The sequence below is a fragment of the Streptomyces sp. HUAS 31 genome (assembly GCF_028198125.1).
Taxonomy (GTDB): domain Bacteria; phylum Actinomycetota; class Actinomycetes; order Streptomycetales; family Streptomycetaceae; genus Streptomyces; species Streptomyces chartreusis.
Map to the genome: position 1 here is coordinate 7,177,892 of NZ_CP116353.1, position 14,998 is coordinate 7,192,889.

General features: G+C 72.1%; 12 protein-coding genes. 2 read left to right on the forward strand and 10 right to left on the reverse strand.

Annotated elements, in window-relative coordinates:
- Positions 1-3 precede the first annotated feature (3 nt).
- From PGH47_RS31995 to PGH47_RS32030, 8 genes are all read right to left on the reverse strand, one after another.
- Complete coding sequence (locus PGH47_RS31995; RefSeq protein ID WP_271666253.1) at positions 4-1,557, reverse strand: Wzz/FepE/Etk N-terminal domain-containing protein; 1,554 nt, start codon at positions 1,555-1,557, stop codon at positions 4-6.
- A complete protein-coding gene (locus PGH47_RS32000) occupies positions 1,554-2,921 on the reverse strand; it encodes a Wzz/FepE/Etk N-terminal domain-containing protein (protein WP_271666254.1) in 1,368 nt (455 codons plus the stop codon). Before PGH47_RS32000 ends, PGH47_RS31995 begins: the two co-directional genes overlap by 4 nt.
- A complete protein-coding gene (locus PGH47_RS32005) occupies positions 2,918-4,183 on the reverse strand; it encodes a glycosyltransferase family 4 protein (protein WP_271666255.1) in 1,266 nt (421 codons plus the stop codon). Before PGH47_RS32005 ends, PGH47_RS32000 begins: the two co-directional genes overlap by 4 nt.
- Positions 4,173-5,489, reverse strand: coding sequence for a nucleotide sugar dehydrogenase (locus tag PGH47_RS32010; RefSeq protein ID WP_271666256.1), 1,317 nt, complete (start codon positions 5,487-5,489; stop codon positions 4,173-4,175). The genes PGH47_RS32005 and PGH47_RS32010 overlap by 11 nt, the downstream gene beginning before the upstream one ends.
- Before the next feature lie 82 nt (positions 5,490-5,571).
- Positions 5,572-7,050: a sugar transferase gene (locus PGH47_RS32015; RefSeq protein WP_271666257.1), complete on the reverse strand. Its 1,479-nt coding sequence runs from the start codon at positions 7,048-7,050 to the stop codon at positions 5,572-5,574.
- A gap of 491 nt (positions 7,051-7,541) precedes the next feature.
- Positions 7,542-8,777 (reverse strand): MBL fold metallo-hydrolase, encoded by a 1,236-nt coding sequence (locus PGH47_RS32020; protein WP_271666258.1) that lies wholly within the window; start codon positions 8,775-8,777, stop codon positions 7,542-7,544.
- 119 nt (positions 8,778-8,896) lie between these two features.
- Positions 8,897-9,262 (reverse strand): winged helix-turn-helix transcriptional regulator, encoded by a 366-nt coding sequence (locus PGH47_RS32025; RefSeq protein WP_271666259.1) that lies wholly within the window; start codon positions 9,260-9,262, stop codon positions 8,897-8,899.
- 51 nt (positions 9,263-9,313) lie between these two features.
- Positions 9,314-10,981 carry an IclR family transcriptional regulator domain-containing protein gene (locus tag PGH47_RS32030; RefSeq protein ID WP_271666260.1) on the reverse strand — a complete coding sequence of 556 codons (1,668 nt, stop codon included), beginning with the start codon at positions 10,979-10,981 and terminating at the stop codon, positions 9,314-9,316.
- A gap of 230 nt (positions 10,982-11,211) precedes the next feature.
- Between PGH47_RS32030 and PGH47_RS32035 the strand changes: the two genes are divergently transcribed.
- Together PGH47_RS32035 and PGH47_RS32040 are read left to right on the forward strand one after the other, a co-directional pair.
- Positions 11,212-11,952: an MIP/aquaporin family protein gene (locus PGH47_RS32035; RefSeq protein ID WP_271666261.1), complete on the forward strand. Its 741-nt coding sequence runs from the start codon at positions 11,212-11,214 to the stop codon at positions 11,950-11,952.
- A 97-nt stretch (positions 11,953-12,049) separates the two neighbouring features.
- Positions 12,050-13,519 carry an aldehyde dehydrogenase family protein gene (locus tag PGH47_RS32040; RefSeq protein WP_271666262.1) on the forward strand — a complete coding sequence of 490 codons (1,470 nt, stop codon included), beginning with the start codon at positions 12,050-12,052 and terminating at the stop codon, positions 13,517-13,519.
- 13 nt (positions 13,520-13,532) lie between these two features.
- On the opposite strand, the gene PGH47_RS32045 is transcribed toward PGH47_RS32040, so the two are convergent.
- Together PGH47_RS32045 and PGH47_RS32050 are read right to left on the reverse strand one after the other, a co-directional pair.
- Positions 13,533-14,150 carry a VOC family protein gene (locus PGH47_RS32045; protein ID WP_333938167.1) on the reverse strand — a complete coding sequence of 206 codons (618 nt, stop codon included), beginning with the start codon at positions 14,148-14,150 and terminating at the stop codon, positions 13,533-13,535.
- A gap of 77 nt (positions 14,151-14,227) precedes the next feature.
- Entirely contained in the window at positions 14,228-14,992 is a 765-nt protein-coding gene (locus PGH47_RS32050; RefSeq protein WP_271666263.1) for an SDR family oxidoreductase, read from the reverse strand.
- Positions 14,993-14,998 lie beyond the last annotated feature (6 nt).

Genomic DNA, 14,998 nt, shown 5'->3' on the forward strand with positions numbered 1-14,998 from the left:
GTACTACCGCGCCTCCTGGTTGCTGTCCGGGACCCGTGTGGCCCACATCGGCTGCCGATCCGTGCGCGGCCGGCCGTCCCCCACTGCCTGAACGGCGTGGGAGGCACCCCCACCGCTCTGCCGGGCGAGCCGCTCGTTCCGGCCGCGCAGCGCGATGTTCAGCCCGTCCCACAGCGTGCCGTCCGTCCGGTCACGCGGATCCGGGTCGATGAGCACCACACCGATCACCGGAATGTGCTGGTCCGCGAGTTGCCGCGCCACGGTGTGGAGCCAGGCGGCGCTGCCGTGCCCGGCTCGCACGACCAGCACGGTCCGGGTGCCGAGGTACTGGAGGTCGGTCCAGGCCGTGCCCGGCGCGACCGAGCCGACGCCGATCCGGCGCTCCTGCGGCGACCCGGCCGCGGCCTGCTCGCCGCTGACCACCGTGGGATCTCCCGGCTTCGGACGGCGGCCGGAGAGCTGCGGGCCCGGCAGACCGTCGACGACGACCACCGGCCCCTCCTGCCCCAGTGCCCTCGCGACGTTCAGGGCGAGCACGCTCGTGCCGCGCGCACAGCCCAGTTCCAGCAGCGACAGCGGTTCCGTGGAGCCGCGTACCGTGCGGGCCAGGGTCCCGGTGAGCCGTTCGCGTGCGGCTCGGGTCCGGCGGCGCTGCCACAGCCTGCCCGAGCGGCGGGGCAGTTCCGCGATGACCGAGGCGCCCAGGTTCGCCGCGATGTCCCGGCGCAGCACGGGACGGTCCGCCACCACCGTGCCGACCGCGGCCAGCGCGAGCCCGAGGACGAGTCCGAGTACGAGCCCGATCGCGGAGTCGGTGGCGACCGCCTTGGGCAGGGATTGCCGCACCGCGCGCGGGGCGTCCACGATCTGCGTGCCGGCGATGACCTTGGGCGTGCCGGTGCGCGCGTCCGCGGCGCGCTGGTCGAAGTCGGCTATCCGGGAGTTGAGTTCGGCGCGACGGGCGAAGAGCGACTCGATGCTCGCCGACGCCCTCGGGTCGCTCTCCGGGGAGCGGTCGCCGATGGCCTTGTTGACCTCGTCGAGCTCGTCCTGCATGCGGTCGCGCTGGTCGAGCAGGGCCTTGGCCTCGGCCTGCGCGGACTGCCGCATCCGCCGCACATGGTCCGTCACGAACGCCTCGGCCAGCGCCTTGGCCCGGGCCACCGCCTCCGCGTCGCTGTCACCGGTCACGTCGATCTGGAGCAGGTTGTTGGTCAGGCCGGTACCCCGGTAGTCCCGCATGAAGTCCTCGGTCTTCTCCGGGGACTTCAGGGACCGCAGGGCCATGTCGGCGACGCGCGTGGTCTGCAGCAGCGCGACGTCGGTGCGGATCAGCGTGCCGGTGTCGTTCGGCTGGTCGTCCTCGTGCGAGACCAGCACCTTGGTCACCGCGCTCGGTGGCGGCGGCAGCACGACCGCCACCGCCGCCCCGGCCAGCAGGCCGAGGAGCGCCATGGTGCACCACAGGCGGCGGCGCCTGCGCACCGCCACCACCAGCCCTTGCAGGTCGATGAGCGGACCGGCCGCCGACGACTCCGAAACCGTGCCGGTCGTCATGCCGGACCTCCCGTCGCGTGGCCGCGCACCGCGAGTGCGGGAGCGGCTTCGTCCGGCGGATCGGCGGCGGATCGCGCGGGGCGGGCCCGGACCGGCTCGGCGACGACGACCCCGACGACCTCGTGCCTGCCGTCCGCGCACGCCTCGGCGATGCCGGCCAGTTCCTCCGCGGTCCGGCTGCCCGCGCCGAGCACCACCAGGGCACCGGACTCGGTGTCGCGGTCCGGCACCATCGGCCGGTCCACCGAGACCTCCACCACCCGCAGCAGCGGATCGCCCTTGGCCTCGGCGACGAGCTGCCCGGCGGCGCGGCGGGCGATCTCGTCGTCGTCCGGTACGACGACCAGCAGCAGCCTGGGGGCCGGCAGCAACTCCCGGACACGGGCGCACACCCGGCCGTATCGGATCCGCCGGCCGCTCTCGTCACCCGACTTCAGCGGGGCCGGCAGGTCCCACCGGGTGTCGGTGCCGAGGAGCCTTCGGATCCGGGCCCTGGAACCTCCGCCCTCCGGTCGCCGCGTACGCGGGTCGTCGGGCACGTCGACGGTGCCGAGCAGCGCCGAGCCAAGTGTCGCGGCGACCTCCTGCTCGGTGCGCAGCCGGCGGTTCATCCGTGCGGCGACGAGATGGCCGACGACCGCGAGCAGGAGGAACAGCACGGCGCCGGCGACGACGAGCTGCACCCGTGTCGGCGGTGCCTCGCCGGTCGGCCGGGCCGCCGGGCCCATCACGACCAGGCCCGCCTTGTTGTTCGCCGGGTCGGCCTCGTCGAGCTTCGTCATGGCCTCTTCCAGCGAGGTGCGCAGTTTCTCGAGCATGGTGCGGGCCTGGACGCTCTCCACGGTCCGCCCCGGATCGGCCGCGTCGGCGAGGTCGCTGATACGGCGGTTCGTCTCCTCCACCTGCTGCCGCAGCGCCTCGGGTCCCGTGGCCGCCTCGGAGTCGGTGCCGCCGCCCGCGATCCGCTCGGCGAACGCGACGAACTGCTGGGCCACCCGGTCCGACAGCTGTTGCGCGTGCTTCGGGGTGTCGGCCGTACCGGAGATCTTGATGATGTTTCCGTCGGACGCCTTGGCGCTCACCCGGTCCCGCAGCTCGTCGCTGCTGAGGCCGGTCCAGCCGAGGTCGGCTGCCGCGCGGTCGACCACCGTCGAACTGGTGACGATGTCGACCTGGGTCAGCAGCTCGCGCTCCTCCCACTGCCCCGGCAGCAGTACCGATGCCGAAGCGGTGTAACGCGGTGGGAACACCAGCGAGGTGCCGTAGCCGACGAGTGCGCCCGCCACGGCGAGGACGGCGAGAAGCCGCCACCTGCGCCGGAGTATCCGCCCGACGGTGACCAGGCGGATCGTGTCTTCGCTCAACGCCGCTGCCTCTTCCCTGTGCGGACCGGGCCGCCCGCCGAAACCTGAGTGCGGTCACGGCACGCGGCTGCGTAGGCGGCGAGCAGTGACGCCTGCGAGTTCTCCCAGGAGAGCCGGCCGGTGATCCGCTCCTGGCCGACCTTGCCCATCCGGACCCGCCGGTCCGGGTCGTCCAGCAACTCCGAGATGAGGTCGGCGAACCGGTCCTCGTCGTTGGCGGGCGCGTAGACGGCGGCGTCACCTGCGGAGACGCGCGCCTCCTTCAGGTCGAACGAGACGATCGGCCGGCCCATCGCCATGTACTCCAGGACCTTGTTCATCGTCGACACGTCGTTGAGCGGATTGCGCGGGTCGGGGGACAGGCACACGTCCGCGGTGGACAGGTACCGCACCAGGTCGGCGTCCGGTATGCGCCCGGTGAACTGCACCTGGTCCGACAGTCCGAGCTGCCGGGACAGTTCCACCATCGCGTCGAAGGCGTCGCCCGCGCCGACGAACACCGCGTGCCAGTCGGTCCGCCCCAGCTCGTCGCGCAGCTTCGCAAGGGCGCGCAGGGCGTAGTCGACGCCGTCCTGGGGGCCCATGACGCCCAGGTAGCACAGCAGATGAGGCTTGCCGCGCTTCAACTCCGGCTCGGGCGGCACCGGTTGGAACCGGTCGACCTGGGGCGCGCTGCGCACCACGAAGACGTCCTCGGGGCGTCGGCCGCCCCGGCTGATCGCGACGTCCCGGTAGCTCTCGTTCGTGGCGAGCACGATGTCGGCTGCCCGGTAGGTCCGCCGTTCCAGCGCGCACACGGCGCGGTAGAGCAGGTCCTTGCCGCGGCCGAACCGGGAGAGATACAGCTCGGGCACCAGGTCGTGCTGGTCGAAGACGAACCGCGCACCGCGCCGCCTGAGCCACCGTGCCGCCAGGAACAGCAGGTCGGGCGGGTTGCAGGCGTGGACCACATGGACCGGGCCGACCTTGCGGGCCAGCCGTGCCGTGTGCCACAGGGCCGATCCGTACTCCCGCAGGTAGCCGGCCGGTCCGCCGGTGGCGGCGCGCAACGGGTAGCGGTGGATCCGCACCCCGTCGATCAACGCCTCCGGCTCCGTGTCCCGCTTCTCCCCCCGGGGGCAGATGACGTGCACCTCCCAGCCCGCGTCGCGCAGCGTCGTGCACTCCTGCCACACCCGCCGGTCGAACGGCACCGACAGGTTCTCCACCAGGATCAGCGCGCGCCGGCCCGACCCCTCACCGCTGACTGCGTTACCAAGCAAGGCCTATGTACCCCGGTTCGGTCCGGCGCGTGTCGGCGTCGGGAAGGTGGATGAGGTCGACGATCACCGGGCCGCCGCCATGCGGCAGCGCGGCAAGGACGGCCGGGTCCTTGGTCCCGACCAGACACACCTCGGCGTGCTCGAGCACGTCCTCGACGGAGTCCGCGAGCAGTTGCGCGAGGTGCGGCAGCCGGGTCTCGATGTACTCGCGGTTCGCGCCGAGCAGCCGGGACAGGCTCACGTTGGCGTCGTGGATCCGCAGGTCGTACCCCTTGCCGTGGAGCCGCTCCGCCAGCTCCACGAGCGGGCTCTCGCGGAGGTCGTCGGTGCCGGGTTTGAAGGACAGCCCGAACATGCCGATCCGGCGTTTGCCGGTGCGCTCGACCAGCTCCACCGCGCGTTGCAGATGGTCGGAGTTGGAGGGCAGCACATGGGAGAGGATGGGCACCGAGACGTCGGCCCGCTGTGCCGCGTGGACCAGGCTGCGCAGGTCCTTGGGCAGGCAGGACCCGCCGAAGGCGAAGCCGGGGCGCAGATAGGCGGGGCTTATGTTCAGCTTGCGGTCGGCCAGGAACACGTCCATCACCTGGTGCGAGTCCACCCCGAGCGCCTGGCACACCGCGCCCAGCTCGTTCGCGAAGCCGATCTTGAGGCCGTGGAAGGCGTTGTCGGCGTACTTGATCGCCTCGGCCGTCGGGATCGGCACTCGGAACACCTCGCCGGGCAGGCCCTCGTACAGCGCCAGCACCGTGTCGCCGCTCGCCGCGTCGAGCTCGCCGACGACGGTCTTGGGCGGGTCGAAGAAGTCCTTCACGCTGGTGCCCTCGCGGAGGAACTCCGGGTTGACCGCGACCCCGATGTCCACGCCGGCCGTGCCGCCGACGGACTTCTCCAGGATCGGCACCAGCAGGTTCAGGCAGGTGCCCGGGAGCATGGTGCTGCGGAACACGACGGTGTGCCGCCCGCCGCGTTCGGCAAGGGCCGCGCCGATCTGCTCGGTGACCCGCTCCAAGTAGGTGGTGCACAGGCTGCCGTTGGGTTCCGACGGCGTGCCCACACAGACCAGCGACACCTCGCTGTCCATGATCGCCTCACGGACGTCGACCGTGGCTCGTAATGCTCCGGTCCGTACGACGTCGGCGATGAGCTCGCCGATCCGCTCCTCGACCACCGGGGCCTTGCCGTCGTTGACCAGGTCGACCTTCACCTGGTTCACGTCGACCCCGATGACCTCGTGGCCCATGCCGGCCAGGCACGCGGCCGACACACAGCCCACGTAGCCGAGCCCGAAAACGCTGACTCTCATGTCCCGTTCCTCCCCCCAGGCAGGCCCTTGTGGCCTGCGGTCCGCGCGTCGGCGGGACCGTTGAGTTGCAGTCCCTGGCGCATCAGTAGGCCCCCTGGCCGTAGAGCACCGCCCGCAGCGTCTTCCACAAGATCACCGTGTCCAGGGCGAGCGACCAGTCCTCCACGTACCGCAGGTCGAGGCGGACCGCCTCCTCCCACGGCAGGTCGCTGCGTCCGCTTATCTGCCACAGTCCGGTGAGTCCGGGCTTGACCAGCAGCCGTCGCCGGATGTCCGGGCCGTACGCGGCGGACTCCTCCGGCAGCGGAGGCCGCGGCCCGACCAGCGACATCGATCCGGTGAGCACGTTGAACAGCTGCGGGAGCTCGTCGAGCGAGTACCGGCGCAGCACTGCTCCCACCCGGGTCACCCGCGGATCCCGGCGGAGCTTGAACAGCAGCCCCGCACCCTCGTTGCGCTCGGCCAGCTCGGCACGTGCCTTGTGCGCCCCGACGACCATGGTGCGGAACTTGAGGATGGTGAACTCGCGGCCGCCCTTGCCGACCCTGCGCTGGCGGTAGAACACCCCGCCCCGGCTGTCCGCGACCACGAGCAGTCCGACGAGTGTCATCAGCGGCGCGAACAGCAGCAGCAGGAACGCCGCGCCCACCCGGTCGACGACCACCTTGATCGCCCGGCGCCCCCCGGTGAAGGTCGGCATGCTGACCCGCAGCAGCGGTATCCCGAGCACCGCGTCGACGTGCAGCCGCGGGCCCGCCACCTCCATCAGCACGGGGGCCACGACCATTTCGGCGTCGCTGCCCTCCAGGTTCCAGGCCAGCCGCTGGAGCCGGTCCGGTGTCCAGTGCGGGTCCGGCGTGACCGCGACGACGCGGTAGCCGTCGTGCTCGACGTACTTGGCGACGTCCGTCAGCCTGCCGACGACCGGCACCCCGTCGAGCTGGTCGCCGTCGATCCCGCGACCGTCCGTCGTGCACACTCCGTCCACGCGCCACCCGAGGTGCGGGAACTTGCGGGTACGGGTGATCAGGTCGCGTACGGTGGCCGGGCTCCCGGCGGCGAGCACCGGTCTGAGACACCTCCCTTCCTTGCGCTGCTTGTGCAGCGAAAGGCGGAGCAGATAGCGCGTCGTCATGGTGACGAGTGCGATCGCGGGGATCGCGACGAAGATCCAGAGCTTGATGTTGCGCGAGGTGAGGGCGATCCCGCCGAGCGCGAGCACGACGGTCGCCGTGAACATGGAGCGTCCGAGCCGGCGGAATTCCTCGGCGCCCTGACCCAGCACGGCCGGGGACCACGACCTGCTCACCGCGAGTGCCCCCAGCACCAGCAGCTCGGTGCAGAAGGCGAGGATTCCCCACTTCTCGTGCCAGTTGGCCGCGTCCCGGGCCCCGAAGAAGTTGCCTATCGACGCCACCACGAACGCGGTGGCCACGGTATCGCTGATGATCACGGAGCGGCGGTAGCGCTGCTCCCAGCCGCTCGCGGGCCGGGACATCGTCCCGTTCGCCAGACGCCCGCGCGCCGACGAAAACGGGTCTATTAATTCCCCCTGTTGCACGGGACCCCCCAGGTCGCCAGTGGTTCGACAGAGTTCGCCCAACACTGTCTTCTCGCCCGGGAGGCACCCCCGCCCCCCGCGCCGTGCTGTTCCTCCCCTCGGGGCCCCCGCCCCGCGCATGACATCCCGGCGTTACGGCGCTACCTGAACAACCCGCCCTGACGGCAGCACAGTTGCCCGTCCTGCCGTCCTGTCGGGTTGAGCGCGATCCCGTCGAGACCTCGGGTGCTCCCCGCACCCACGGCCCGTCCCGGGCGCCGGGAATCGATCACCCCCACGCGTGGCGCGGAGGACGAGACTGCTGGTTCTGCATAGCAACGGACCTACACATCATTGGTGGTCGCCTCGTGTCCGATCAGCTGAAGCACGGTCAATCTAGACCATCGGGGCCAGAAATGAGGAGGGGATGTGTGTGATTTGTGGACAAGCTTTGGGACAGGGTCTACCGGCTGATGACGACCCCTCGTCGACACCGGTCGGCGGATTCCGGTTCACAAGTCGCGTGGGGCGTCGACGATGTGGGAGAGGGCCACGGTGAGGGCGTTCTCGCGGGTGAAGACGTCCACCGCGCCGAGGCGGCCCAACCACTTCCGGTACATGACCGGTTCGACCTTGTCGGCGACGGCCTGGAGGTAGAGGTCGAAGCCGGCCCAGTTGTTCCCGGGTTCGACCTTGCCGAAGCAGGGAGCCATGTCGGTGGCGGCGACGGCCTCGCCCGTGGCGCTCCACAGGTCCCGCACGAACTCCCGGGAGACCTCGATGTCCTCCTTGGTGCCGAGCCGGTGGACATGACCGCCGATGTAGGTGTCCAGATCCATGCGGGCGAGCTGGTCATGGGCCCGCAGTACGCCGGGGACGCTGTCGGCGGTGCCCCAGGCCCGGAAGGGGGCCCAGCCCGGCATCACGAGGTCCACCATCATGGCCGCGCGCTGGCGAGGGGCGTGGATGAGGATGTTGCCGGCCTCGTGATTGGCGCCCGGATAGCTGAGCAGCAGCCGCTGACCGCCCAGGTCGAGGCGGTAGCGGTCGTCGAAGGTCACGGTGGGCATCGGACGGCCCGGGTCCTGGGCCGCCCTGATCCGTTCCGCGGTCGCGGTGTGCGCGATGCGGACCACGTCGCCGAACGCCGACGCGCCGGCCGTGTGGTCGGCGTGGTCGTGGCTGTAGACGAGGTGGGTGACCTTGCGGCCGGTGACGCGGCGGATCGCGGCCGGAAGTGCTTCGGCGAGCGAGGGCGGTGCGTCGATGACGACCACCCCGGCGCCGGTGACGAGGAAGGCCGCCTGAGTACCGCCGGCGGTCACGGCGTAGAACGCGTCGCCGATGCGGTCGAGCCGGTAGCCCTCAGGGGGGACCGGCAAGGGCTTGGCGGTGGCGGGAAGTGGCGCGAAAGTACGGGTCGCGGCGCCGTCGGGGGATTCGGGGAGCGCCAGACGTTGGCCGGTTCGCGGCTCACCGCTGTCGTCCAGGACCTGCCGGTTCAGCCGGTAGAGCTCCGTCCAGCGCCGTTCGGAGCCGAGGAAGCGGGAGGCGATGCCGCGCAGGGTGTCTCCGCGTGCGGCCTCGTAGTACGCACCGCTGCCCGTGACGGCGGGTGTCGCGGCGGCCGCCCGCGTCGGCGGGGCGAGCGCCGAGAGGCCGGCGGCCGCGGGCACGGCTGCCGCGCCCCAGCGCAGGATGCCGCGGCGGGACGGCGACCGGTGGTCGTGCTGCTCTGCTTCGCACATGACGAACTCCCTGGATTCCGGGTGCCGTTGTCGGCACCTCGGGCACGCTAGGGCCGCGCGCCAAGTGCTTGAAGATTGCACTTTTTTGCTAGTGGCTATACCCGAGTGAAGCGTGCAGCTCAGACGTCGGCGTCATAGGCGCGCTGTGCCGCGGAACACAGCTCGATGTTGGTGTCGGTCCAGCCGAGCAGGGCTTCGACGGGTCCCAGCAGGGTCCGGCCGAGCGGGGTCAGCTCGTACTCGACATGCGGCGGAATCACCGGGTGCACCGTGCGCAGGACCAGGCCGTTGCGTTCGAGCTGCCGCAGCGTCTGGGTGAGCGCCTTCGGCGTGACCCCTTCGAGTTCGGCGGCCAGTTCGCCGAACCGCTGCGGACCCCGGGTCAGGCAGCCGACGACGAGGATCGTCCACTTGGCCCCGATCAGATCGATCAGCGGCCGGCCGGGGCACGCGGCCGAGTAAGGGTTCGTCTTGCTCAGATGCATTCCGTCAGTGTCGTTCACCGGTCGGGGAGCTGCCGTCGGTCGGCGGGAGCGTCAGGGCGTCGTCACGCAGCCGTGCGGGAACGCGGCCGCCAGGTCGGCCTCGATGCCGGCGGCACACGCGCGCAGGGCGGGCAGCATGGAGTCCCGGCTGTGCTCGGGCGGCTCAGGACCGGCGTGCAGCGCGATGTTCAGGGCCGCCACGGCGCGCCCGCTCCGGTCCCTGACCGGCACGGCCAGCGACCGCAGACCGGCCTCCAACTCCTGCTCCACCAGGGCGAATCCAGCACGTCCCGCCTCGTCGATCGCGGCCGCGAGCGCGGCGGGCGAGGTGAGCGTGTGCGGGGTCAGGGCCCGCGGGTCCATGACCCGGAGCCGCTCCTGCCGTTCCGCCCCGGGCAGGTCCGCGAGCAGGACCCGTCCCATGGAGGTGGCGTAGGCGGGCAGCCGGGTGCCGGGCGAGATGCGGGCGCTGGTGATCTGCTCGGTGGCCACCCGGGCGACGTAGCGGACCTCGGTACCGTCGAGGACCGCGAGCGAGGCGGACTCCCGCACCTGTCCGACCAGATCGGCGAGATGAGGCTGCGCGATGTCGGCGAGGGTGAGGGTGGACAGCCGCGCGTAGCCCAGCTCCAGGACGCGCGGGGCGGGCAGGAACCGGCGCCCGTGCTGCTCCACGTAGGCGAGCTCGCGCAGCGTCAGCAGATTGCGCCGGGTGCTGGGGTACGAGAGTCCGGCGGCCTGAGCGGCCTCGGAGAGGGTGAGTCCGCCGGGCTGCCGGCCGAGCGCGGTCAGCACGGCCAGGCCCCGGGCCAGGGCCTGTAGGAAGGACGGCCCCAGTTCGGGCTTGGCGTCGGTGTAGGCGGGGGAGACGGGCGGCGCCGCCGCGGCCGGGGTGCCGGAGGTGTCGTACAGCGTCCCGGCGATGTCCCGGGCGGCCTCGTTCATCGCGGTCAGGGCGTGCTCGCGCAGTTGGTCGGCGCTGTGCCGGCTGGTGTGGGCGAGCACGCTGATCGCGCACACGGGCCGGCCGTCGGGCGCGCGCACCGGGACCGACAGGGCGACCAGGCCGGGGGCGACGAGCTGGTCGTCCAGCGCCCAGTCGTTCGCGGCCGTGTCCGCGACCCAGGAGGTGAAGTCGGCTTCCGCCTGCTCGGCGCCGGGGGCGGTGCGGCGGGTGGGAACGGCCGGGAAAGCGGCGTCCAGGGGGTCGGCGGCCTGCCGGGCACGCCAGGTCGCGTACGTCTGAGGGTCCCAGGCGGTGGCGAGTACGGCGCCGGCCGCGCAGCGCTCGGCGGGCAGCAGGTCGCCGACGCGGAAGCCCAGCGGGATCATGCGTCCGGGCGGGACGGCGGTACCGACGATGCGTGCGTCGCATCCGTCGAGGACGATCGCCGAGACCGACTCGTCCAGCGTCCGGGTCAGCCGCTCCAGGCTCGGTCGGAGCGCGCGGGACCAGCCGCTCGCGTCGAGGTAGGCGTTGCCGAGTTCCATCAGGCGCGGGGCGAGCGCCAACTCGCGTCCCTCGGTGCGCAGATGGCCGAGATGGACAAGGGTGGCGGCGACCCTGTCGACGGCCGAACGGGCCAGACCCGTGGCGCGGGCCAGGTCGCCCGGACGCATCGGCTCCGGGGCGGCGGCCATGATCCGCAGCATCGCCAGACCGCGCTCCAGCGGGCCGGCGGACTCCAGGTCAGGGGCCCCCGCCTCGTCGGATGTCACCGATCTCCTCCCGTGCTTCCCGCGTCCCGGCGCCTCGGGCCGTGCTCGTACCCGTCGTCGGGAGAACGCTACCGGCCATTGACAGCCGTCACAGTGACCCGCAGACTCGGGCTCACTCGCTGAATGAATGATAGTTCACTCAGCGAAAAACTCGTCGGGACGGTCGGGTGCGCTGTGCGGGACGCGTGCACCTGACCCCGCTCCCTCCCCGCCCCTCCCCGAGGACTCTCATGAGCGCTTCCGCCCAGAGCCGTGCGGACCTCGTCCGGCACACCGTCTACGAATTCGCCCTCACCACGGTGCTTCTGTTCGTCGTGGTCACCCTGGTCCGCTGGCTCGCCCTCCCCGGCTCCCCGCTGGCGATCAGCGACCCGCACACCCTGTTCGCCGTCGCGGGCATCGCCGTCGCGGCACTGATCGCGGCGCTGATGTACTCGCCGCCCGGCCGCGCCTCCGGAGGCCACCTCCACCCCGGAGTCACCGTCTTCCTGTGGGCCTGCGGCCTCTTCCCCCGCCGCGCGGTCCTCCCGTACGTCACCGCACAGCTCGCCGGCTCCGCGGCCGGGACCGCGCTGGCCGGCCTCGTCTGGGGCGAACCCGTCCGCCGGATCGGTTACGCCGCCGTGCACCCCGCGGCCGGGACCGGATCGGTCGAGCTGTTCCTCATCGAGGGCTGCGCGCTCGCCGCGGTGTTCGTGGCGGTCACCCTGGTCATGACGAGACCCGCGTTGCGCGGCCTGATCCCGGCGGTCATCGGACTCGGCGTGGGCGTGGTCATCGCCACCCTGGGCACGGTCACCGGCGCCAGCATCAACCCCGCGCGTGCCTTCGGCCCCGCACTGCTCTCCGGCCAGTACGAGCACTTCTGGAACTACATGATCGCGCCGCTGGTCGGCCCGGCACTCGTCGGCCTCGCCCACCGGGCCCTGAGCGCGCGCAGAACCCCCGAGACTTCGCCGGCCGAGGCGTGAGCCGTACCGAACCCTGCTCCGGGGCGGCGGAACCCGAGGTCTGCCGCCCCCTGCCCCTGCCCCCCCGACTCTCGATCCGTACGTCAGGAGTAACCCCATGTCCGTCACACGAGGACTGATCATCGACGGCCGGGAGGTCGCCGCCTCCTCCGGCCGCACCACGTCCGACATCAACCCCTGGACCGGTGCCGTCTGCGCCGAGGTCGCCGCCGGCACACCGGACGACGTGCGCCGGGCCGTGGACGCCGCCGACGCCGCGTTCGAGGCATGGGCCGCGACCAGGCCGGCCGAGCGCCGCCGGATCTTCCTCCGCGCCGCGCAGCTGATGGGCGAACGCGTCGAAGAGGTCGTGCGGTTGATGGCCGAGGAAGTCGGCGGCGTGGCGCCCTGGGCCGGCTTCAACGCCCGGCTGGCCGCCGACATCCTGCTGGAGGCCGCGGCGGAGGTCACCCGGCCGACCGGCCAGACCCTCGCGACCAATGCCGAGGGCGTGCACTCCGCTCAGGTACGGGTGCCGAAGGGGGTGATCGCCGCGATCTCCCCCTGGAACGCGCCGGTCATCCTCGGCGTCCGCGCGGTCGCCATGCCGATCGCGATGGGCAACACCGTGGTGATGAAGCCGAGCGAGGACGCGCCCATCGCCTGCGGTCTGCTGATCTCGGACGTCCTGCACGAGGCCGGCCTGCCCGCGGGCGTGCTCAACGTCGTCACCAACGACCGCGCCGACGCCGCCGAGGTGGTCTCCGCACTGATCGCCGACCCCCGGGTGCGGATGGTCAACTTCACCGGTTCCACCGAGGTCGGCCGCGCCATCGGCGTCCAGGCAGCTCAGCACCTCAAGCCCGCCGTGCTCGAACTCGGCGGCAAGAACGCCCTGGTGGTGCTTCAGGACGCGGACGTCGACTACGCCGTGGACGCCGCGGTCTTCGGCTCCTTCATGAACGCCGGGCAGATCTGCATGTGCGTGGACCGGGTCATCGTCCATCGCGCGGTCGCCGACGAGTTCACGGCGAAGTTCGCCGACCGCGTCCGGGCGCTGCCGTGCGGCGACCCCGGCGACGCGGGCACGGCCGTCGGCCCGGTGGTCAGCGCGGCCGCCGCCCGCCGGGTCGCCGCGCTGGTCGAGGACGCGGTGGCCAAGGGCGCCGAACCGGTCGCGGGCACCGGTGAGATCGAGGAGCGGGGCACCCTGATCCGTCCGGTCGTCCTGACCGGTGTCACCCGGGAGATGAAGGTCTACTACGACGAGATCTTCGGCCCGGCGACCGTGGTCCACGTCGTCAACAGCGCCGACGAGGCCGTGGCCCTGGCCAACGACACCCCGTACGGGCTGACCGCCGGCGTCATCACCGAGGACCTGGCGGCGGGTCTGGCGGTCGCGGGCCGACTGCGCACCGGCATCGTCCACGTCAACGACCAGTCCATCGCGGACGAGCCGCAGGCGCCCTTCGGTGGAGTCAAGAGCTCCGGCTACGGCCGCTTCGGCGGGCAGGCGGGCGCCGAGGCGTTCACCGACACCCGCTGGGTCACCGCGCAGGCCGTCGGCCACGCCCACTACCCGATCTGAGGCCCGAGGGGATTCACAGCGGCGGCTCCGTCCCCGCCTGCTCGCTGACCATGTAGCGCGCGTACCAGTCCGGCCAGTCGGGATCCTCCGCGCCGGTGCGGGCCTCGTGCTCGCCGTGCGCCGCGGCGGCACGGCGCAGGGCGCCCGCCAGGTCCCCGGCCGAGGCGTACTCCGTCGTGGCGGGGTCCAGCCGTCCGGGGAGCCTGGTGGTGACCTCCTGGAGGAGCCAGCCGTTGCCGTCCGGGTCGTCGAACGACAGGAAGGAGCCGTAGCTGCCACGTTTCGGGTCGGCCCCCGGGACGCGGGCGTCGGTGCCGCCGTGGTGGAAGACGCCGCCGGCGTCGTGGAACACCTCGCTCGGATCGGCGCCGTTGCGCTCCAACTCGGCGTGGGCTGCCTCGATGTCGTCGACCACCAGATGCAGGCCCCGGGCCGAACCGGGCGCCTGCTCGGTCACGGACATACCGAAGATGACCGATGCCGGTGAGCCCGGAGGGGTCATCTGCACCACCCGGAACCCGGCGTCCGGGGCGACGTCCGCGTCGAGTCTCCAGCCCAGCGCCGTGTAGAACTTCTTGGCCCGGTCGACGTCGGCCACCGGCACCACGACGACCTCCAGTTTCATGTCCATGAGTTGTGGCTCCTCGTCTCGGAGGACGGCTCGGACGGTTCGGACGGCCCGACGGCGGACGACCGCCCGCCGTGCGTTCAGCGCGCGACGAACTGCTGGCCGCCGTCGATGTCGTAGGTGGCACCGGTGAGGGCGCCGTTGGCCATGAGGTGCAGTGCCAGAGCGGCGACGTCCTGCGCACCGACCACCCGGCCGATGGGCAGCGTGCTCCTCAACTGCTCCCGACGGGCGTCGAGTTGATCGCCCAGGAGAGAGGCCGACAGAGGTGTGTCCACGAAGCCGGCCGCGATGAGGTTGACCCGGACCGGGGCCAGCTCCAGTGCCAGGTTCGCGGTCAGTGCCGGGAGCGCCGCGGTGAGGGCACCCGTCACGGCCATTCCGGGCGCGGGCCGTCGGGCGCCGGTCCCGCCGATGAACAGCAGCGTTCCTCCGGCCCTGACCTTCTTACGGCTCGCCCGCGCCGCCGCGAGCAGCATCGCCAGACGCCCGCCGAAGTCCCGTCCGCCGGCGGCCAGGTCGAGGTCGTCGAGCGGGGTGTACGACGGGCTGCCCGCCGTCACCAGCACATGGTCGACCGCCCCGGGCAGATCGAGCAGGAAGCGCTCCAGACGGTCGGGCTCCATGGCGTCGAACGCTGCCGTGCTCAGCGGGCTCAGCTCGTCCGCCGCCCGCTTCAGCCGCTCGGCGTCGCGTGCCGTGAGCACCACGTCGCCACCGGCGGCACGCACCTGGCGCGCGGTCTCCAGACCGATTCCCGAGCTGCCGCCCACGACGACGACCGTCTGCCCGGCCGGCCCTCCCGGTACCGGAGAGGCCCCTCCTCCTTGTTCCCCGCTCGCCATCACAGG